The following is an 18980-nucleotide window of genomic DNA, read 5'->3' as shown; positions in this document are numbered from 1 at the left end:
CATTACCGATTCCCTGGGGAGGGAGCTTCCAATGAAGACGTACAAGGCCGTACCCCGCAAAGCGATGCTCACGTCCGCGCTGCTCGCGGCCCTGGCCGGCCCGGCCTGGGCGCAGGACCCGCCCGACCGCCAGCGCGCCGCCGCCGATGATGTGGATCCGACCACGCTGGACACCGTGCAGGTCACCGGTATCCGCGGCAGCCTCACCTCGTCAATGAATCTCAAACGTGACAGCCAGGGCGTGGTCGATGGCATCGTCGCAGAGGACATCGGCAAATTCCCCGACACCAACCTGGCCGAATCGCTGCAGCGCATCAGCGGTGTGTCGATCGACCGCACTTCCAGCGGCGAGGGCTCCAAGGTGACCGTGCGCGGCATCGGGCCGGACTTCAATCTGGTGCTGCTCAACGGCCGCCAGATGCCGTCCTCCAACCTCGGCAACGGCGGCGGTGGTCTGTCCGGTTCGCGGTCGTTCGATTTCGCCAACATCGCCTCCGAGTCGATTTCGGCGGTGGAGGTCTACAAGACCACCCGCGCCGACAACCCGACCGGCGGCATCGGTGCCACCATCAACATCAAAACGATGCGCCCGCTCGAATCCGAGCCGGTGATCAGCCTGGGCCTGAAGGCCGTCAACGACAGCTCCAACGACAACCTGCCGCGCACCCTGCAGGGCGCCAACGTGACTGGCGAGCTGTCAGGCATCTTCAGCCAGACATACGCCGACGGGCGCTTCGGCGTGGCGCTGAGCGCCAGCCACCAGGAGCGCGATTCAGGCTTCAACCAGGCCACCGTGGCCGAGGGCTGGGCCACGTTCTACGGCAACGAGAGCACCGACTGGCGCGCATTGCCGCAGCCAGGCCAGGGCTATTCGGACCGCATCCAGAACCGGCCGGGCCCAACCGACGTGTATGCACGCCCGCAGAACACCGCCTACAACGTCAACGGGGTGCAGCGCCAGCGCACCAACGGGCAGGCCACCCTGCAGTGGAAACCGGCCGACAACATCACCACCACGCTGGACTACACCCATGTCGAGAACAAGGTGCAGCAGCAGCGCAGCGAGCTGTCGGTGTGGTTCAACTACGGGCCCGGCGACAGTACGTGGACCAATGGCCCGGTGTCGGCACCGATCATCTACAGCGAGGACATGGTCAACTCGGACGTGTCGATGGGCGGCATGAAGCTGGCCACGAAGAACGCGATGGATTCGCTCGGCTTCAACGTTGACTGGGCAGTCAACGACGCGCTGGACCTGTCCTTCGATGTCCACAACTCCACCGCCGAGTCCAAGCCCGACAGCCCCTACGGCTCGGCCGGCGTGCTCGGCGTGGCCGCTTTCGTGCGCGGCAAGACCACGGTGGACTACAGCGGTGATCTGCCGATCATCAACATCGCGCTGCCGCCTGGCGGCGTCCAGGCGTCCGACGCGCTGGTGACCGGCTCGGTGTTCCAGAACAGTTACAACAAGTCCAAGGTGCAGCAGTACCAGGGGCGCGGTACGTTCAGGTTCGCCGACTATTCCGCACTGGACTTCGGCGTGGGCCACACCCGGGTGGAGAACCGCTCGGCCTCGGCGATCATGCAGCGCGACAGCTGGGGTGGCCTGGGCAGCCCGGCCGACTACGACGACAGCATCTGGTACGCCGATGACATGGCCCGGTACTTCAATGCGTTCTCCGGCCACCGCGATCCGCGCCTGACCGGACAGTTCCTGGTGTTCGACTTCGATCGCCTCCGCGAGCGCGCCGGCCAGATCGCGGCCAACGGCGAGCCGCCCTGCCCCACCTGCTACCTGGCGCCCACCGAGTACACCGAAGACATCCGCACCACCGAAACCTCCAGGAGCGCCTACCTGCAGTACCGCACCACCTTCGACGGGTCGATGCCGCTGCATGTGGCGGCCGGCGTACGTTACGAGCAGACCGAGGTGGAGTCGACCGCGCTGGTGCGCGTGCCGACCAGCATCAACTGGGGCTCGGCCAACGAGTTCAATCTGGGCTATGCCGCCGAAGGCACCTTCATCGGCGGCAAGGGCAAGTACGACTACGTGCTGCCCAATGTGGACCTCAAGCTGGACATGAGCGACACGTTGGCGCTGCGCGGCAGCTACAGCCGCAGCATCGGTCGCCCGGGCTGGACCCAGATCGACAGCGGCCGCCGCTTCGACAACATCGTGCGCACCCAGGGTGGCACCGGGTCGCGCGGCAATCCAGGCCTGGAACCGCTGCTGTCGGACAACTTCGACCTGTCGCTGGAGTGGTACTACGGCGAGTCCAGCTACGCCTCGCTCGGTTTCTTCCGCAAGAACATCAAGAACTTCATCAGCAACACCATCGTGCGCGACGACAGCGCGGGGCTGCACACGCCGGTCGGCGGCACCTACTGGAACGAGGCGCTGGCCGCGGGCTGCGGGGTCACCGACATGCCCTGCATCCGCGACTACATTTTCACCCACCACAACGGCGATCCCGGCGTGACCGCCACCGGCACCAACTCGGCCGGCCAGCTCACCGGCACCATCGTCGGCCAGCCCGGCGACCCGGTCGCCGGGTTCGACATCACCCTGCCGGCCAACCAGCGCTCGGACCATCTCGATGGCTGGGAACTGAGCGTGCAGCAGGTGTTCGGGCAGACCGGCTTCGGCCTGGCCGCCAACTACACCAAGGTCAGATCCGGCCTGACCTTCAACAACCTGAGTCTGGGTGACCAGTACCCGATGATCGGCCTGAGCGACTCGGCCAACCTGGTGCTGTTCTACGAGAAGTACAACTGGCAGGTGCGTGCGGCCTACAACTGGCGCGACACGTTCCTCAACGGCATCGGTGGGCAGGGCCCGAACCCGAACTACACCGACGCGTATGGGCAGCTCGACCTCAACATCAGCTACGCGGTCAGTGACCAGCTCACCCTGAGCCTGGAAGCGATCAACCTGACCGACGAAACCATGCGCACGTACTCGCGCCACACCAACATGCTGCGTTACGCCACCCAGACCGGCCCGCGCTACATGTTCGGGGTACGCTACAAGTTCTGACCCCGGACCCCCGCCGCGCATGCCCGTTGCCCACGGCCTGATCGAGGAACTGCACGATGTCGCGCCGGACCAGCTGCCGGCGCGGCTGGCCGGCTGGACCACGCCGAAGGTGCTGCGCGGACTGGTCGCGCACTGGCCGATGGTGGCCGCCGCACGCCAATCGGCAACGGCGGCGGTGGCCTACCTCAAGCGGTTCGACCACGGCCGGCTGGCAGTGACGGCCACCACCGCGGCACCGTCGGAAGGCGGCCGGATCTTCTACAACGCCGACATGAGCGGCTTCAATTTCCGCCGCGAACAGATTCCCCTGCGCGTGGTGCTGGACACCCTGCTCAAGTACCTGCCTGATCCCGCGCCGCCGTCGATCTACGTCGCATCGACCACGCTGGATACCTTCCTGCCCGGCTTTGCCGCCGACAACCCGCTGGCACTGGGCGTGGACGATCCACTGGCCAGCATCTGGATCGGCAACCGCTCGCGCATCGCCGCCCACCAGGACGTGCCCGACAACCTGGCCTGCGTGGCCGCCGGCCGCCGTCGCGTTACTCTGTTCCCGCCTGACCAGGTAGACAATCTCTACATCGGCCCGCTGGATTTCACTCCCGCGGGCCAGGCGGTCAGCCTGGTGGATTTCGCCGCACCGGACCTGGGCCGCTTTCCGCGCTTCGCCGATGCAATGGCGCATGCCCAGGTCGCCGAACTGGCACCAGGCGATGCGGTGTACATCCCCTCGCTGTGGTGGCACCACATGGAAGGGCTGGACGCGTTCAACGTGCTGGTCAACAGCTGGTGGCGGCCCGTACCGGCGTGGACGGATGCGCCGATGAACGCGCTGATGCTGGCGCTGCTGGCGGTGCGCCCACTGCCACCGGCGCAGCGCGCGCACTGGCGCGCTCTGTTCGACCACTACGTATTCGATGCCGACGAAGCGACGACCGCCCACATCCCGGCGGCGGTACGCGGTGTGCTCGGCGAGCTCGATCCGGCCACCGCCGAGGCGGTGCGCAACGTGCTGCGTCGACGTCTGGAGCGCTAGCCGCGCCTCAGGCGTTGCCCGCCACCGGCGTCAGGTCCAGCACCGCTTCACCCACATCGGCGGGGAATCCGTGATAATCCGCGCCGTGATCTGTTTGCCGCCCGGGGGCAGAGCTGCGCTCCTGACCGCTTCATCGTTGCCGTTCCTTCCGTAATCCGGGTAGGTGCAGCACCTGCCGGTTTCCATGTAACGAATGCGCCCGCTGTCCACCCGCCTGAACCTCGGCAAGCTGATCCTCGCCCTGGCCCTGCTCAGTGCGCTGATCGCGCTGGCCAATACCCTGCATGCCAGCTACCGCGTGCAGCGCGACCAGCTGATCGGCAATACCCTGGAGGCCAACCGGGTATATGCCAGCAAGCTGGCGGAAACCACCCAGAACTTCATCCAGTCCGCGCAGCAGCAGTTGGCCTACAGCGCCACCACGCTGGGCCAGCAACCGCACGACCGCAGCGCACTGGAAGCCGAAGCCGCACGGTTGCAGCTGCAGACCAATTCCTTCAACTCGGTGCTGATCGTCGACGCTGCCGGCACCGTGCTGGCCACCTCGCCGCAGAGCCTGGCGCTGCAGGGCGTGCTGCTGCGCAGTCCGGGCAACAAGGAAGCACTGGCACGGCGCGAGCCCTTCATCAGTGATCCCTACCAGTCCGCCACCGGACGCCTGCTGGTCGCCATTTCCCACCCCATCTTCAACGCGCAGGGACACTACCAGGGCTACGTCAGCGGCACCATCTACCTGCGCCAGCGCAGCATCCTGCAGACTCTGCTGGGCAAGCACCACTACCGCGACGGCTCCTACCTGTATGTGGTCGATCGCAATGGCCGCATCCTGTACCACGTCGAACCCGGCCGGGTCGGCCAGTTCGCGCTGGAGAACCCGGTGGTGCACGCGGTGAGCAAGGGCCACTCGGGCGCGCAGCAGGTGCGCAACAGCCACGGTGTGGCGATGCTGGCCGGTTACGCGCCGGTCCCGATCGTGGGCTGGGGGGTGGTGGCGCAGCGGCCTGCCGAGGCCACCCTGGCACCGCTGTCGCGCCTGATGACCTCGGTGATCTGGAATGCGATCCCGCTGGGCGTGCTCTCACTGCTGATCACCTGGTGGTTCGCGCGGCGCATTTCGCTGCCGCTGTGGCAGCTCGCGCGCAACGTGCAGAACCGCGACACCGGCATCGCCATCCGCCACGTTACCGGCATCCGCGCCTGGTATTACGAGGTCGCGCAGCTCAAGGCCGCGCTGCTCTCCAGTTTCAACCTGCTGCAGGACCGCATCGGCAAGCTCAGCCGCGCCAGCATGACCGACCCGCTCACCGGCCTGCAGAACCGCCGTGGGCTGCAGCAGGGGCTGGAGGACTGGCAGCTGCGCGGGCAGTCGTTCGCGATCATCGCGATGGACATCGACCGCTTCAAGACGATCAACGACCGGTTCGGGCACGCGGCAGGCGATGCGGTGATCCTGCGCATCGCCCAGCTCATGCGCACCGATTCGCGCGAGACCGACCTGCTGTGCCGCAACGGCGGCGAGGAGTTCCTGATCCTGCTGCCGGGCATCGACACCGCTGCCGCCGCGCAGTTCGCCGAGCGCCTGCGTCGGCGGATTGCCGCCGAGGTGTTCGAGCACGTCGGCTCGGTGACCGTCTCGCTCGGGGTGGCCCATTACCCGACCTTCCACGAAGACCCGCTGCAGGCCCTGCGTCTGGCCGACAAGGCGCTGTACATGGCCAAGGAACAGGGCCGCGACCGTACCGTGGTGCACCCCGACGGCCGGGGTGCCTGAGGCTCCGCGGCGGCCTCAGCCGCCGCCCAGCGGCGTACGCAGCACCGGTCCGCGCTGGCCGGCCTGGTACAGGCTGCCATCGGCAGGCAACGCATCCGGTGCGTCGGCGGCCAGCAGCAGCGTGGCCGGATCGGTCCACGTGGGGCGGTGGCGCGGACCCGGCAGGTAGGGATACCAGCGTGCGAACTGCTCGCCTTCGCCCTTGACGTCGTAACGCACGCCCACCCGCACCAGCCAGTACGGCGCATCCCGGGATTCGCCCTCGGTAGGCACCCGGAACGACCAGGTGCGCGCGGCCACCAGCGCATTGCGCGAGAACTGCTTGCGGTAGGCGGCGAGGCGACGCGGCGAGGCTCGTACGCGCATGTTCACCTGCTCCACGATCGCGTCCTGGACGCGGCCGTCGCGCCCCACCCGCATCAGCACATACGCATCGCCATTGACGCCAAACATGCCGGCGCCGCCGGGATACAGCGGCGGAGCGGCGTTCTGCCACGTAAGCCGGGTCGGGTCGTTGGGGTCGTAGTTCTGGAAACTGGCGCTGCGCAGGGCGATCTGCAGGTTGCCGTCGTCCAGCGGCGTGCCGACCACCCGCAGGATCAGCGGTACCCGGATCGCACGGGGCTGGCCCTCCTGCAGATAGGGATCAAACCGCCAGCCGGCGACCGCACGGCGGACGAACCCGGCCACTACCGGCGGCACTTGGCGCTCATCGCCCAGGTGCAGTGCTTCCACCGCGCCGCTGGCGCTGACATCCAACGCGCCGCGCAGCAGCATGCTGACTTCCAGCTGTTCGCCCGCGGGTGGCGTCGACGGCGCGGCGGGTGCGGTACCCGTGCACAGCCCTCCCACCAGCAGTACCAGCCACAGCAGGCGCGGGCAGCGCCCTCCACGATGCGGATTCCACATGTGCGCGACTCCCTGTCCCAGACATGGGCCGAAGCCTACCGCACCGCACACGGATGCGCACTGCGGCCCAGCCGATGCGCGCGGCAGCAATCTGCCCCTGCACACCGCCATCCAGGCCGCGTGGCCGGCAGCGCCGCCTTGGCGAACGTCTCGCGCACCTCGCGCATCTCCCGTTCGCCCCCGACCAGCCGCAGATTGACCTGCTCGACCATCGCCTCGCGCACCGTGCCATCCGGCTCAAGCAGCGGGGCGGAGGCAGCGCACCCTGCCCAGCACGGTCGGTGAGACCTTCTTCTCATCGTCGATCCGCAATCCGGCGATACGCCCATCGGCAGCGACATCGACCTCACCGTTGATGCGCATGCCCAGTTCCACCGGCGCGCTTCACTTGGCCGGGACAGCGCACCACGCGGAGGCGGGATAAGAGCCCTGCAACCCGTGCCGGCGTCTGGTGACACCGCCGCTCACGCCAGCCGCAATGCGGCCGCGTAGGGCGGTGTATCCGGATAGTCGTTCTGCGCGAAGCGCTGCTGCAGGCCCTGCCACCACGCCGGATCGAACAGGTGCGCATGGTGTTCGCGCACCGCCGCGAGCTCCGGGGCGGCCAGGCCCATGAACATCCAGAAGCGCTCGGGGAACACATCGTTGGGCGCGATGTGGAACCACGGTTCGTCCGCCATCGCCTCCTCGGCGTTGCGCGGCGCCGGCCAGTGGCGGAAGTGGCAGTCGCTGACCAGGCAGACCTCGTCGTAGTCGTAGAACACCGCGCGGCCATGCCGGGAAACGCCGAAGTTCTTCGGCAGCATATCGCCGGGGAAGATGTTGTTGCGGGCCATGTCGGTGATGGCCTGCGCGTAGTCCAGTGCGGCGGCGCGACGCGCGTCGGCCGGCTGCTCGCGCAGGTACAGATTGAGCGGGCGGAAGCGCCGCTGTACGTAGCACAGCGCAATCACCAGCGCATCGCCGTCCTCGTGCACGCTGCCTGCGCACTGGGTTAGCAGTTCCTCGCGCAATGCCGGCGAGAACCGCGCACGCGGGAAGCGCAGATGGCGGTAGGGTTGTGCGTCGAGCAGGCGCCCCACCCGATCCAGGTTGAATACCAGCGCGTACTTCTCTTCAACCTGGTGCCGGGTAAGTGTTTTGGGCCAGGCAAAGCGGTCGCGGATCAGCTTGAACACCAGCGGATAGCTGGGCAGGGTGAACACCGACATGACCATGCCGGGGGTGCCATCGGCATGTAACAGGTACTCCTCCGGGTGCTCCTGGAAGTGCCGCTGGAAGGTCCGGTAACGCTCGGTCTTGCCCTGCTTGGCGCGGCCAAGCACGGTGTAGATCTCGTCGATGGGTTTGGCCGGCAGCAGGCTGCGCAGGAACACCACCGCATCGCCGACCGTGGCGAGATCGGCCTGGAAGTAGCTGCGCGAGACCCCGAACAGGTGGGCCACATCGCGCCGACGGGTAAGCACCGCTTCGGCACGCAGCCCCTGGCCGTCGTTGACCAGTGCGATCACGCAGGGCGAAAAGCGGTGCTCGCCGAACACACGGCCGACCAGATACGCGCGGCGCTCGCGGTAGAACACGGTGTCGAGCAGCTCGATGCTGCGCACCGGATAGTCACCCCAGTGGGCCAGGTCATCCTGCAGGCGCACCGCGATGGCCGCTGCACAGCGCAGCTGGTGCGCATAGGGCACCTGGAAGGGGTAGTCGCCGAGCACCCGCAGGATCGCCTCGGCCGGGCGCGTGGGCGACAGCGTGTAGCTGTGGCGCGCGACCGGATGGGTAATCGCGTCGGACGGCTCCACATCCATCGCCATGAACTCGATCGCCGCGTCCACGCCTTCGGTGGCGAACAGGCGCCGGGCCAGGGTGTTGTAGAAGGTCTTGTACAGCTCGGCGTCGATCAGCCCATCCACCAGCAACGCATAGGCCTGCCGCACCTCCAGCCACACGGCCCGGGTCCCGACAGCCTCTCCGGCGGCACGTCGCAGTGCAGCCATCGTCTCGGCGATGCAGATGTCGTACAGGCCGATGCGTTCAACAGCGTCCTGGCGTGCGCCGGTCCAGTCGCGCTGCTCGAAGCGGCTGCGCGCGCGCCGGGTGATCGTCGCAAAGCGCGCGTGATAGGCCTCGAAGCCGTCGCGGATGAGGACAGCCAAGGCCGATGCCGGCACGTTCATCGCGACGCGGCAGGGCAAGGACGGACAGCGTTGCACATGCAGGCACACCCCGGTGGTCTGCCGTCTACCTTACGGCAGGCCTGCGCGGAATGCATGGTGGGCGGCGAAGGAGCACGACACGCGGCGGGTGCGACGCGAAGCGCCGCCGGCCGCTGTACTGCCCCGGCCGGCGGCGGAGGGAACTCAGAGCGCGAGCTGGCTTTCCACGTCCTGTACCTTGCGCCGGGCCAGAGCCAGGTTGGATTTGCCGCGGTCGAGCACCAGGTAGATGAACAACCCCTGCTGCTTCGCGACCGGGCGCAGGATGTGATACGCGCGGCCCAGCGAGATCAGGATGTCCTCGATCGTGTCGTTGAGGTTGAGCGAGGCGGCGGTCTTCATCTTGGCGCGGATCACCTCGGTATTGCCGGCCGCTGCCACCTCCATGTCCACACCGGTGCCGGCCTCGCCCAGCAGCATGCCGCTTTCGTAGTCCACCAGTGCCACCGCCTGCGCGCCATCAATGGTCATCAGCGCGCTCAAGGTCTGATCGAGTCCTGCCATGTTGCACCCCGTTGGTTGTCGAGCCCCATGTGCCCCTGCGGATCGGCTCGTGATCCGCTGAGTTCGGCCACGATGTTGCGGCCACATTCCTTGGCGCGCCAAAGCACCTTGCCGACCACGCAGCGCTGGTCGCAGGCGGTCATCAGCAACAGGGGCGCCGGTTGGCTGGGCAACGCCAGCATCAGCACCTTGCCGCCCCCCGCTTCAAGCATCAGCACTTCCAGTTCCCCCAGCGCCAGCTCGCGGCCCACCGCACCGGCCAGCGCCAGCATCGCGCTGGTCATGGCGGCCAGCCGTTCGCCGTTGCCGTGGGTGCCGGCGCCCGGAACCACGGCGAAGCCATCCACGCTGGCCAGCACCACACTGCGTACGCCGTCGATATCGTTGCAGAAGGCCTGCAGGTGGCAGCCGAGCGCCTCGCGCTGGCGTGCATCCACGGGGTGGACGTCGCGACCGTCAGGCATGCGCGGCCACCAGTTCGCAGGCTTCCATTTCGCTCATCAGCACATCCATCAGGCGCAGGCCGTCCTCGCGGTCGCGCGCGTCCACCGGCACCACCGGCAGGAGGCGTCCGCCGCGGCCGGCCTGCAGCGCGCAGGTGTCCAGCTCCCACGCCGGGGCCAGATCCAGGCGGGTCAGCCCGACCACTGCCGGGACCTGCGCGGCATGCTGCTGCAGCACGTCAAGATAGGCGCCCAGTGCGGTGGCGGCCGCCGGGTCGGTGGCGTCGAGCAGCAGCACCACGCCGCTGGCACCCTGCAGCAGGATCGGCCACAGGAAGTCGAACCGCTGCTGCCCCGGCGTACCGTACAGACGCAGGCGATCGCCGTTGGGCAGGTCGATGTCCGCATAGTCCATCGCGACCGTGGTGGACGCTTTGTCGGCACCGGCGCGGTCGCTGTTGTGCACGTCGGTGTCCACCACCGCGCCGGCGGCGATGGCACGCACCAGAGTGGACTTGCCGCTGCCCATCGCCCCGAGCACCACGATCTTGTGTTCGCGCACCGTCAGCCTCCAGCGCGCTGGCGCACGCTGCGCCACATCCGGGCCAGCAGCGAGCCGCCGGGCGTGCCGGGCGCCCGCGTCGCGACGGGCTCGGCGGGGGCTGGCTCCAGCGCGGCATAGCCGCACAGATAGGCCGGGTGCACGAAGGCACGTACTGCCTCGGCCGGCATGTCCAGCAGGTGGCTGCACTCGTCCACGCTGCAGGCGCGCTTGAGCAGCAGCGAGCACAGCCGGAAGCTGTCGTGCTGGTGGCCGAGCACGCGGAAATCGGGCCAGCGCAGAAGCGTGACCCGCGCGTGCCGCTGCAGCCGTGCGTCCAGGTCCTGCCAGTGTGCAGGCTGCTGCCCCCACTGCCACAACAGCGGCCGCAACGGCTGCCGCGGCAGGTCGCCGGCCAACTGCTGGTAGCGCCGGGATGCGATGCCGTGCAGGGCAAGGCGCTCGAAGTTGTCCGACAGCCGCTGCGCCACGCTGGCGCCGCCGTCGGGAAGGACCATCTGATCCTGTTCGAAATCCAGCAGCAGCCAGGGCAGGCCATCGGCCACCAGCACGGCGTGCCCCTGACGGGACTGCAGGCGTTCGCGCAGGGCGCGGGTGATCGCCTTGGCCCCGCGCGCCGCACAGGGTTCATCGATTGGTGCCGGCGCGGCCGGCATGTGCCGCAGCGCGCGCTCGATCGCCTCGTCGTCCAGCACCGCATGATCGTGGCCCTGACCGGGGCGCAGGCGCCCCTGCTGGTCCTCGATCCAGAACTGGATCTGCGGCCGTTCGCGCACCATCCGCAGCGCCGCATTGCGCAGTGCGGGGGTGTCCTTGATCACCAGCAGATCGCACTCGTCAAGATCGCGGCAACTGCGCACGCTCTCACCCGGCAACGCGGCCGCCGAGCGCAGCCGCTGCAGCAGGGCGTGCTCCCCTTGGATATCCGATCCCACTACCAGCACCCGGGCCATTGCCTTCCCCTGCGTTCTGAAGGACCACCACTGCTGCGGATACGACCGTGGCTAGGCTATGCCATCGATATCGGGCCGATCGTGATGGATTGCACAGATTGAGGGGCGAGAGACGCCCTGCCCGTTGCACGGGACGCAGGCAAGTTTCATGCCCTCTTGACGAGATTGGACGCGGGCGCGGGATGAAAACGGCGGCCGACAGAGGTCACATTTCCATCGACACGGGGGTCACCTGTGACAGCGCCTTGCAGGGAGTGGCCTCCACAGAAAAAAACCCGCACCGAGGTGCGGGTTTTCCGTTGAAGCGGTGTTGACGCCGAGCGTGGTTTACAGCGCGGCCAACGCGCCGTTGAAGGTGGCGCTCGGGCGCATCGCCTTGCTCGCCTTGGCCACGTCCGGACGGTAGTAGCCGCCGATATCGACCGGCTTGCCCTGCACGGCGATCAGCTCATCGACGATGGTCTGCTCGTTGTCGGCCAGTGCCTTGGCCAGCGGGGCGAAGCGGGCCTTCAGTGTGGCATCGTCGTTCTGCGCGGCCAGGGCCTGGGCCCAGTACAGCGCGATGTAGAAGTGGCTGCCACGGTTGTCGATGCCACCCAGCTTGCGCGACGGCGACTTGTCGTTGTCCAGGAACTGGCCGTTGGCCTGGTCCAGGGTCCTGGCCAGCACGGCAGCACCCGCGTTGTCGTAACGGTTGCCCAGGTGCTCCAGCGACGCGGCCAAGGCCAGGAACTCGCCGAGCGAATCCCAGCGCAGGTAGTCCTCTTCCACGAACTGCTGCACGTGCTTGGGCGCCGAACCACCGGCACCGGTCTCGAACAGGCCGCCACCGGCCATCAGCGGCACGATGGAGAGCATCTTGGCGCTGGTGCCCAGCTCCATGATCGGGAACAGGTCGGTCAGGTAGTCGCGCAGCACGTTGCCGGTCACCGAGATGGTGTCCTCACCCTTGCGGATGCGGTCCAGCGAGAACGCGGTGGCTTCCACCGGCGCCAGGATGCGGATGTCCAGGCCGGTGGTGTCGTGGTCCTTGAGATAGGTCTGGACCTTGGCGATCACCTGCGCGTCGTGCGCACGCGCAGCGTCCAGCCAGAACACGGCGGGGGTGCTGCTGAGGCGGGCGCGGTTGACGGCCAGCTTCACCCAGTCCTGGATCGGGGCATCCTTGGTCTGGCACATGCGCCAGATGTCGCCGGTCTGCACGGCATGCTCGAAGATCACCGCGCCGGCATCGTCGGTGACGCGCACCGTGCCGTCGGCCGGAATCTGGAAGGTCTTGTCGTGCGAGCCGTACTCCTCGGCCTTCTGCGCCATCAGACCGACGTTGGGCACCGAGCCCATCGTGGCCGGATCGAACGCACCGTGGGTACGGCAGTCATCGATGACGGCCTGGTACACACCGGCGTAGCAGCGGTCGGGGATGACGGCCTTGGTGTCCTGCAGCTTGCCCTCGGCGTTCCACATGCCGCCCGAGTCGCGGATCATGGCCGGCATCGAGGCGTCCACGATCACGTCGCTGGGCACGTGCAGGTTGGTGATGCCCTTGTCCGAGTTGACCATCGCCAGGCCCGGGCGCTTGCCGTACTCGGCAGCCAGGTCGGCCTTGATCGCCTCCTGGGTGGCTTCCGGCAGCTGCGGCAGGCGTGCGTACAGGTCGCCGATGCCGTTGTTGGGATCGAAGCCGGCCTGCTTGAGCACGTCGGCGTGCTTGGCCAGCACGTCCTTGTAGAACTCTTCAACGACCACGCCGAACATGATCGGGTCGGAGACCTTCATCATGGTGGCCTTCAGATGCAGCGAGAACAGCACGCCCTTGGCCTTGGCATCGGCGATCTGGGCCTGCACGAAGGCCGCCAGCGCGCTGCGGCTCATCACGGCGGCATCGACGATCTCACCGGCCTTGACCGCGGTCTTTTCCTTCAGCACCACGGTGGTGCCGTCGGCCTGCTGCAGTTCGATCTTCAGGCTGCCAGCCGTGGCCAGCGTGGCCGACTTTTCGCTGCCGTAGAAATCGCCGCCGTCCATGTGCGCCACATGCGACTTGGACTCGGTGGACCACTTGCCCATGCGGTGCGGGTGCTTGCGTGCATAGTTCTTGACCGACAGCGGCGCGCGACGGTCCGAGTTGCCTTCGCGCAGCACCGGGTTCACCGCGCTGCCCTTGACCTTGTCATAGCGCGCCTTGATGTCGCGCGAAACGTCGTCGGTCGGCACGTCGGGGTAGTTCGGCAGCGCATAGCCCTGGTCCTGCAGTTCCTTGATCGCGGCTTTCAGCTGCGGCACCGAGGCGCTGATGTTGGGCAGTTTGATGATGTTGGCATCCGGCGTGGTCGCCAGCTGGCCCAGTTCGGCCAGGTGGTCGGCTTCCTTCTGCGCGTCCTTCAGGTAATCCGGGAACAGCGCCAGGATGCGGCCGGAGAGCGAAATGTCGCGCGTTTCGACGGCGATGCCGGCGGTGGCGGTGTACGCCTCGACGATCGGCAGCAGCGACTGGGTGGCCAGGAACGGGGCTTCATCGGTGAGCGTGTAGAGAATCTTGGGCGTATTCGACATGGGGGACTGATGCTCTCTTGCGGATCTGAGGAGTGATGGCCGTCGGCAATGCCGGGCCGCGTGCAACCGTGTCGCGTGCAGGCCGCGCCGGGCGGGGTCCGCACTTTTCCCGTGGATCGCGCCGCATGGCGCGCGCTGCGGGAAACCTCCGCATTGTCGCGTTTTCAGCCCCCCGGAGCAAAGCGGCGCCATACGCAAACGTACTGGATCGTGGCCACCCGCCTGTGGGTTGATCGGTAACGTCTGAAACTCAGCCAGGCTCGCCGGCCCCTGCGCCCGTCAGGACAGCGCGGAAGGACGGGGGCTTTCGTGCGACGACGTGGCGACGTCCCCGTCCTGCCGCTCCCCCTTGGCAGGTCAGGACAAGCTTCGACTGCCCTCCGGCCCCCCTGGAAGAGACCGCTGCGCATCGCGGGACCGCCAAACCTGAATGGACACGACAGGGGCATGCCACGGACGGTCCACGGAGAGTCAGTCACTCTGCCAGTGGCTTCTCTACGACCTCATCTGCGACCCAGGTGGAGAGTGCTTGACCCCACGCGCTGCGCCTGGGGCAAACAAGCCGCTGGGCGGTGCGGTTACGTTTGAAACTGCATATGCGGAATCCGCCAAGCACCGCCGCAAGCGCGGCCTGCTCCGCTGCATTGGTCGTTTGCCCAGTCAGATGCAAGGACATCGCGTCGGACACCGACGATGACACATGCAGATCGTAGCGGACGCCACCTGCCTCGCGCACTTTGAAAGCGTGAAGAAGATGACCGGACATGCCCAGCGTCACATCGGGAACGCCTGCCGGCGGCCGACTGGGCGCATCGCCCTCGTACACCATCACCACCTCTCTCCCGTCGCTGTGCACCCTGTGGAGCCCAAAATCCGCCGGGGCCTCATAGGTCACCGACATCCCGTGGGGAATCCGCAGACAGGAACCATGAAGAAAGTGGTCGCAACTGTAAGACCAGAGATTTGACTCCTGGGCCAACGACGGCAATGGAATGAGGGCAGCGGCAAAGCAGAAGTAGCGGCGCAGATCCTTCATGTCTATCTCTCCCGTCGCTGAATGTTTGAACTGGCGTCAATCATTCCGTTGATCAAGAAGTCGTCAACAATGCCTGGCACTCTATTCATCATGCCGTTTCCCTTGGTCGGATCTGGTCGTCCTGTCCTTTTGTCGTAGAGATCATTCACGCCGCCGAGATGTCCTACTTCATGAGGAACTACACCCCGAGTGAATCGATCAAAGACGTTGATCTCACTTCGTTTCCCTCCAAGTTCAGCGAAACTCCTGCCAGACGGATGAGATGTCTCTCCCTCGACAAGCTTGATCTCATTTCGAGCGGCGCGTGGCGTCTTCTTGGTTATCTCAGAAACACCAACTGTGACGCGAGTCTCCTTACCATCTACTCTGTATGTTCCGGACATCGCGGAGACCTGCTCCTTGAAGGCAGCAATGTTCTCTGGCGTAGAAGCATCGCCAGTGAATTTACTGGGAAAGTCGATATTTATCGAACCGTCTTTCATTCGGCGGAAAGGGATTTTCTACCATAGAGTCAACGCTAGCTGGCGGACATAAAAAAGACGCAGCCTCGCGGCTGCGTCCATCGTGAGCCTGTTGCCGGGAGAGAGTCGGCGTGGGCTTACTTGACCTCGAACTCCTGCGGCGTTCCTGCCGCCTTGCCATCTACCATGACTTCCGCACGGTACTTGCCCGCCGGCCAGCCATTGGCATTCGTGAATTTCAGGTTGGAGGTTTCAGCGCCGGTGGTGTTGAGCGTGTGGGTCTGCTCACCGGCCACCTGGCCGTCCTGGTAGGTCAGCTTGGCCGCCAGGGTGACGTTGTTGGCCGTGCCGTCGGTACGCACCGACACCAGGATTTCATCCTTCGGCGCGAACAGTGCCGCCGGGGCAACCGTCTTGTCGGCGGCGGCCGTCTTGCCCACGGTGACGCTGGAGACATTCACCGCCGCTGCGGCCGCCATCGGCTCGGGTGCCGGTGCCGGGGTCGGCGCGGGGGTCATCGCCGCCGGCTGGGCGTTGTTGTCGGCAGTGTCTTCTTTCTTCTTGCAGCCAGCCAGGGCCACAGTGGCCAGGAGACCGGCGAGTACAGCGGTGCTGATGGACGACTTCTTCATGGAATTCCTCCCTTGGAATGGGTAGTGACGGAGCGACTCAGCCTTTGGGCGGCAACTTCAGGACCTGTCCCGGGAAAATCTTGTCCGGGTCGTCCAGCACGTCGCGATTGGCGTCGAAAATCTTCTTCCAGGCGTTGGCATCGCCCAGTTCCTGCTTGGCGATCTTCGACAGCGAGTCGCCCTTCTGCACGGTGTAGCTGCCACCCACCACCTCGGCGGTGGTATCGATCGACGTGGACACGCCGGAGAAATCGGCCTTCTCGACCTTCTCGGCAGTGGTGTCGATGCTGGTTTTGACACCGGAGAAATCGGCTTTCTTATCGGTACTCATCCACACACTCCCGTCTTCATTGACGACATGGAACGCACGGTGTCACAGCCCTTGTTAATGGCGCATGGCGTGGATGTGAAGACGGGGCCGGACCCCGGCGTGCCGACCCACGGTCGGCACGCACCGGGCAGGGCGGCCGCAGCCGCCAGCCTGGTTACTGGCGCAGGTCGCGCACGGTGCGCGCGGGCTGCGCGATGCCCGGGCTGGCGCGCCACGGGTTGATGTCCAGCCCGCCGCGACGGGTGTAGCGGGCCTCCACCTCGAGCCACTCGGGCCGGCAGCGCTGGCTGATCTCGCTGAAGATGCGCTCCACGCACTGCTCGTGGAACTCGGCATGCTCCCGGTAGCTGACCAGGTATCTGAGCAGACCGTCGCGGTCGATCTTCGGACCGTGGTAGCGGATGCTCACGCTGGCCCAGTCCGGCTGGCCGGTGACCGGGCAGTTGGATTTGAGCAGGGCCGAGCCCAAGGTTTCGGTGACCACCGCGTCCGCATCGGCGGACAGGTACTCCGGGGCCGGCGGACCATAGCGGTCGATCGCGACATCACGTTCGTCCAGCGACTCGCCCTCGCCCTCCTCCACCAGCGGCGGCACGCCGAACTGCACGGTCACCCCCGCGCCGGCGCAGGCCGACAGATCGGTGACCATGCGCTGCCGCGCGGCCTCGTCGTCGTCGAAGCGGGTGCTGTTGAGCGAATTGAGGTACAGCTTGAACGACTTGGATTCGATCAGGTTCGGCGAGGTGCACGGAACGCCGATGGTGGCCACCGCGATCCGCGGCTTGCCGCGCCGGTCCAGCCAGCTCAGCTCATAGGCCTGCCAGCGGTCATGGCCGACGAACGGCAGCGCCGCCTCGTCCAGGCCGATCTCCTCGCGCGCGCCACGGCGCGGAATGGGAAACAGCAGCGCGGGATCGTACTGCGACGGGTAAGCAACCTCACGACCGAGGCTGGAGTCCTGGGGGGTATTCATCCGGCCATTTTACGCCGGCGGGCGTCGCTCGTCCCCGTTCCGCAGGCCTGGGGAACCGGGCGGGGTGGGCAGAACGGCCGGACGCCACGGAGGGCGTCCGGCATCCGGCAGAGCCCGGCCTCAGCCCGCCGGGGCCTTCGCCCCGTTGAGGTAGTCCAGGCTGACCTGCAGCAGCGCGCGCAGGCCCACGTCCAGCGCCTTCTCGTCGAGCAGGAATTTCGGCGAGTGGTTGGCCGGCGCGGTGGCCGGATCGATCCCCTCGCCGGTGGCGCCAACGAAGAAGAACAGGCCCGGTACCTCCTTGGCATACAGCGAGAAGTCCTCCGCGCCCATCTGCAGCGGCGGCTCGTAGACATTCGCTTCGCCCACCACCGCCTGCAGGCTGGGCAGCATGCGCGCGGTCAGCGCCGGATCGTTGACCGTGGCCGGGTTGCCTTCCGACTCGTAGATCTCGGTCTGCGCCTTGGCCCCGTGCGCGGCGGCGGTGTGTTCGGCCACGTTGCGCAGGTCCGCGAAGATCTGCTGGCGCATGCCCTCGTCAAAGGTGCGGATGGTGCCCACCATCTCCACCTCGTCGGGAATGATGTTGTAGCGGATGCCGCCCTTGATCGCGCCGAAGGTCAGCACCGCCGGCTGCTTGGACAGGTTGGCGCGTCGGCTGACGATGGTCTGCGCGGTGCCGACCAGGTCGGCGGTGGCCACGATCGGATCGACCCCGTTCCACGGCGCCGAACCGTGCGTCTGGCGGCCGATCACCTTGATCCCGAAACGGTCCGACGCCGCCATCAAGGGTCCCCCACGTACCGCGATCTGGCCGGCAGGCACGCTGGAAAACACATGCAGCCCGAACACCGCCTCCGGCTTGAAGTCCGCGAACAGGCCTTCCTTGAGCATCAGCGCGGCACCGCCCTCCTCCGGCGGCGGCGCGCCTTCTTCGGCAGGCTGGAAGATCAGCATCACTTCACCGGGCAGGTTCTCGCGCATCTTCACCAGCGCGTCGGCCACACCGAGCAGCGTGGCGGTGTGGGCGTCGTGGCCGCAGGCATGCATCACCCCCACCGTCTCGCCGCGGTAGGTGCTGGTGGCCTTGGAGGCGAACGGCAAGCCGGTCTGCTCGGTCACCGGCAGCGCATCCATGTCCGCGCGCAGTGCGATCCGCGGGCCGGGCTTGGCGCCCTTGATGATCGCCACCACCCCGTGGTGGGCGATCCCGGTTTTCGGCTTCAGGCCCATCGCGCGCAGCTGCTCGGCCACCTTGGCGGCGGTGCGCTCCTCGCGGTTGGACAGCTCCGGGTGCTGGTGGAAGTCGCGCCGCCAGTCGATCACCCTGGCGTTCAGGCGGGTCGCCGCGGCGGTCACTTCCGGGCGTTCGGCGGGCGTGGCGGCGGCCAGCGCGGGGCAGGCCAGCAGCAGGGCGGACAACAGCAGCGACAGACGGGGCATTGCGGATCTCCACGAGGGGCAAGGGACGGACGAACCTGAATGTAGGCCATCAGCGGGCCCGGCGCTGTAACTTTCTGCCCCCGCAGGCGTTGATTCACGGAACCCGGTCGGTCACGTCCG

The 18980-nt window shown here is 67.0% G+C and carries 16 protein-coding genes and 1 pseudogene; 3 read left to right on the top strand and 14 right to left on the bottom strand.

Going from position 1 to position 18980, the window contains the following annotated elements:
• The first annotated feature begins 31 nt into the window (after positions 1–31).
• The 3 genes from ACPEH1_RS01085 (at position 32) to ACPEH1_RS01075 (ending at position 5844) form a co-directional block, all read left to right on the top strand.
• Complete coding sequence (locus ACPEH1_RS01085; RefSeq protein ID WP_017354585.1) at positions 32–3037, top strand: TonB-dependent receptor; 3006 nt, start codon at positions 32–34, stop codon at positions 3035–3037.
• Positions 3038–3056: 19 nt separating this feature from the next.
• Positions 3057–4073 (top strand): cupin-like domain-containing protein, encoded by a 1017-nt coding sequence (locus tag ACPEH1_RS01080; RefSeq protein ID WP_136004582.1) that lies wholly within the window; start codon positions 3057–3059, stop codon positions 4071–4073.
• A 193-nt stretch (positions 4074–4266) separates the two neighbouring features.
• Complete coding sequence (locus tag ACPEH1_RS01075; RefSeq protein WP_136004584.1) at positions 4267–5844, top strand: sensor domain-containing diguanylate cyclase; 1578 nt, start codon at positions 4267–4269, stop codon at positions 5842–5844.
• A gap of 15 nt (positions 5845–5859) precedes the next feature.
• Here ACPEH1_RS01075 and ACPEH1_RS01070 read toward each other — a convergent pair whose 3' ends face one another.
• The 14 genes and pseudogenes from ACPEH1_RS01070 to ACPEH1_RS01005 form a co-directional block, all read right to left on the bottom strand.
• Positions 5860–6753 carry a protein tonB gene (locus ACPEH1_RS01070; protein ID WP_423715080.1) on the bottom strand — a complete coding sequence of 298 codons (894 nt, stop codon included), beginning with the start codon at positions 6751–6753 and terminating at the stop codon, positions 5860–5862.
• 237 nt (positions 6754–6990) lie between these two features.
• The gene (locus ACPEH1_RS01065; protein ID WP_267873512.1) at positions 6991–7116 is read right to left on the bottom strand and encodes a hypothetical protein; all 126 of its coding nucleotides are present in this window, start codon (positions 7114–7116) and stop codon (positions 6991–6993) included.
• A gap of 101 nt (positions 7117–7217) precedes the next feature.
• Complete coding sequence (aceK, locus tag ACPEH1_RS01060; RefSeq protein ID WP_423715078.1) at positions 7218–8930, bottom strand: bifunctional isocitrate dehydrogenase kinase/phosphatase; 1713 nt, start codon at positions 8928–8930, stop codon at positions 7218–7220.
• A gap of 183 nt (positions 8931–9113) precedes the next feature.
• Entirely contained in the window at positions 9114–9473 is a 360-nt protein-coding gene (locus ACPEH1_RS01055; protein ID WP_017354579.1) for a hypothetical protein, read from the bottom strand.
• A 50-nt stretch (positions 9474–9523) separates the two neighbouring features.
• Positions 9524–9937, bottom strand: a pseudogene (locus ACPEH1_RS01050) (roadblock/LC7 domain-containing protein); the annotation flags it as partial.
• On the bottom strand, positions 9930–10478 hold the full coding sequence (locus ACPEH1_RS01045) for a GTP-binding protein (RefSeq protein WP_026070530.1): 549 nt from the start codon (positions 10476–10478) through the stop codon (positions 9930–9932). The gene ACPEH1_RS01045 and the pseudogene ACPEH1_RS01050, both read right to left, overlap by 8 nt.
• A gap of 2 nt (positions 10479–10480) precedes the next feature.
• A complete protein-coding gene (locus ACPEH1_RS01040) occupies positions 10481–11431 on the bottom strand; it encodes a hypothetical protein (protein WP_017354576.1) in 951 nt (316 codons plus the stop codon).
• Between the two features lie 327 nt (positions 11432–11758).
• Positions 11759–13984 (bottom strand): NADP-dependent isocitrate dehydrogenase, encoded by a 2226-nt coding sequence (locus ACPEH1_RS01035; protein ID WP_423715077.1) that lies wholly within the window; start codon positions 13982–13984, stop codon positions 11759–11761.
• 475 nt (positions 13985–14459) lie between these two features.
• Positions 14460–15020 (bottom strand): hypothetical protein, encoded by a 561-nt coding sequence (locus ACPEH1_RS01030; RefSeq protein ID WP_312707717.1) that lies wholly within the window; start codon positions 15018–15020, stop codon positions 14460–14462.
• Between the two features lie 2 nt (positions 15021–15022).
• The gene (locus tag ACPEH1_RS01025) at positions 15023–15502 is read right to left on the bottom strand and encodes a hypothetical protein (RefSeq protein WP_423715076.1); all 480 of its coding nucleotides are present in this window, start codon (positions 15500–15502) and stop codon (positions 15023–15025) included.
• A 116-nt stretch (positions 15503–15618) separates the two neighbouring features.
• Positions 15619–16113: a hypothetical protein gene (locus tag ACPEH1_RS01020; RefSeq protein WP_017354573.1), complete on the bottom strand. Its 495-nt coding sequence runs from the start codon at positions 16111–16113 to the stop codon at positions 15619–15621.
• 37 nt (positions 16114–16150) lie between these two features.
• The gene (locus tag ACPEH1_RS01015) at positions 16151–16444 is read right to left on the bottom strand and encodes a LysM peptidoglycan-binding domain-containing protein (protein WP_017354572.1); all 294 of its coding nucleotides are present in this window, start codon (positions 16442–16444) and stop codon (positions 16151–16153) included.
• Between the two features lie 154 nt (positions 16445–16598).
• Positions 16599–17417 carry an NADPH-dependent 7-cyano-7-deazaguanine reductase QueF gene (gene queF / locus ACPEH1_RS01010; protein WP_017354571.1) on the bottom strand — a complete coding sequence of 273 codons (819 nt, stop codon included), beginning with the start codon at positions 17415–17417 and terminating at the stop codon, positions 16599–16601.
• A 120-nt stretch (positions 17418–17537) separates the two neighbouring features.
• Positions 17538–18860 carry a M20 family metallopeptidase gene (locus tag ACPEH1_RS01005; protein ID WP_017354570.1) on the bottom strand — a complete coding sequence of 441 codons (1323 nt, stop codon included), beginning with the start codon at positions 18858–18860 and terminating at the stop codon, positions 17538–17540.
• Positions 18861–18980 lie beyond the last annotated feature (120 nt).

This window comes from Stenotrophomonas sp. NPDC077421 (assembly GCF_049545505.1).
Taxonomy (GTDB): domain Bacteria; phylum Pseudomonadota; class Gammaproteobacteria; order Xanthomonadales; family Xanthomonadaceae; genus Stenotrophomonas; species Stenotrophomonas nematodicola.
Note: the sequence above shows the minus strand (reverse complement) of the source record. Positions and strands in the feature narration are given on the sequence as shown.

Coding starts and splice junctions, on each gene's coding strand:
- ACPEH1_RS01065 (WP_267873512.1), bottom strand. CDS start 7,116: ATGCGCATCAACGGTGAGGTCGATGTCGCTGCCGATGGGCGTATCGCC.
- ACPEH1_RS01015 (WP_017354572.1), bottom strand. CDS start 16,444: ATGAGTACCGATAAGAAAGCCGATTTCTCCGGTGTCAAAACCAGCATC.
- ACPEH1_RS01070 (WP_423715080.1), bottom strand. CDS start 6,753: ATGTGGAATCCGCATCGTGGAGGGCGCTGCCCGCGCCTGCTGTGGCTG.
- ACPEH1_RS01025 (WP_423715076.1), bottom strand. CDS start 15,502: ATGAAAGACGGTTCGATAAATATCGACTTTCCCAGTAAATTCACTGGC.
- ACPEH1_RS01030 (WP_312707717.1), bottom strand. CDS start 15,020: ATGAAGGATCTGCGCCGCTACTTCTGCTTTGCCGCTGCCCTCATTCCA.
- ACPEH1_RS01040 (WP_017354576.1), bottom strand. CDS start 11,431: ATGGCCCGGGTGCTGGTAGTGGGATCGGATATCCAAGGGGAGCACGCC.
- ACPEH1_RS01055 (WP_017354579.1), bottom strand. CDS start 9,473: ATGGCAGGACTCGATCAGACCTTGAGCGCGCTGATGACCATTGATGGC.
- aceK (WP_423715078.1), bottom strand. CDS start 8,930: ATGAACGTGCCGGCATCGGCCTTGGCTGTCCTCATCCGCGACGGCTTC.
- ACPEH1_RS01020 (WP_017354573.1), bottom strand. CDS start 16,113: ATGAAGAAGTCGTCCATCAGCACCGCTGTACTCGCCGGTCTCCTGGCC.
- ACPEH1_RS01085 (WP_017354585.1), top strand. CDS start 32: ATGAAGACGTACAAGGCCGTACCCCGCAAAGCGATGCTCACGTCCGCG.
- ACPEH1_RS01005 (WP_017354570.1), bottom strand. CDS start 18,860: ATGCCCCGTCTGTCGCTGCTGTTGTCCGCCCTGCTGCTGGCCTGCCCC.
- ACPEH1_RS01035 (WP_423715077.1), bottom strand. CDS start 13,984: ATGTCGAATACGCCCAAGATTCTCTACACGCTCACCGATGAAGCCCCG.
- ACPEH1_RS01075 (WP_136004584.1), top strand. CDS start 4,267: ATGCGCCCGCTGTCCACCCGCCTGAACCTCGGCAAGCTGATCCTCGCC.
- queF (WP_017354571.1), bottom strand. CDS start 17,417: ATGAATACCCCCCAGGACTCCAGCCTCGGTCGTGAGGTTGCTTACCCG.
- ACPEH1_RS01080 (WP_136004582.1), top strand. CDS start 3,057: ATGCCCGTTGCCCACGGCCTGATCGAGGAACTGCACGATGTCGCGCCG.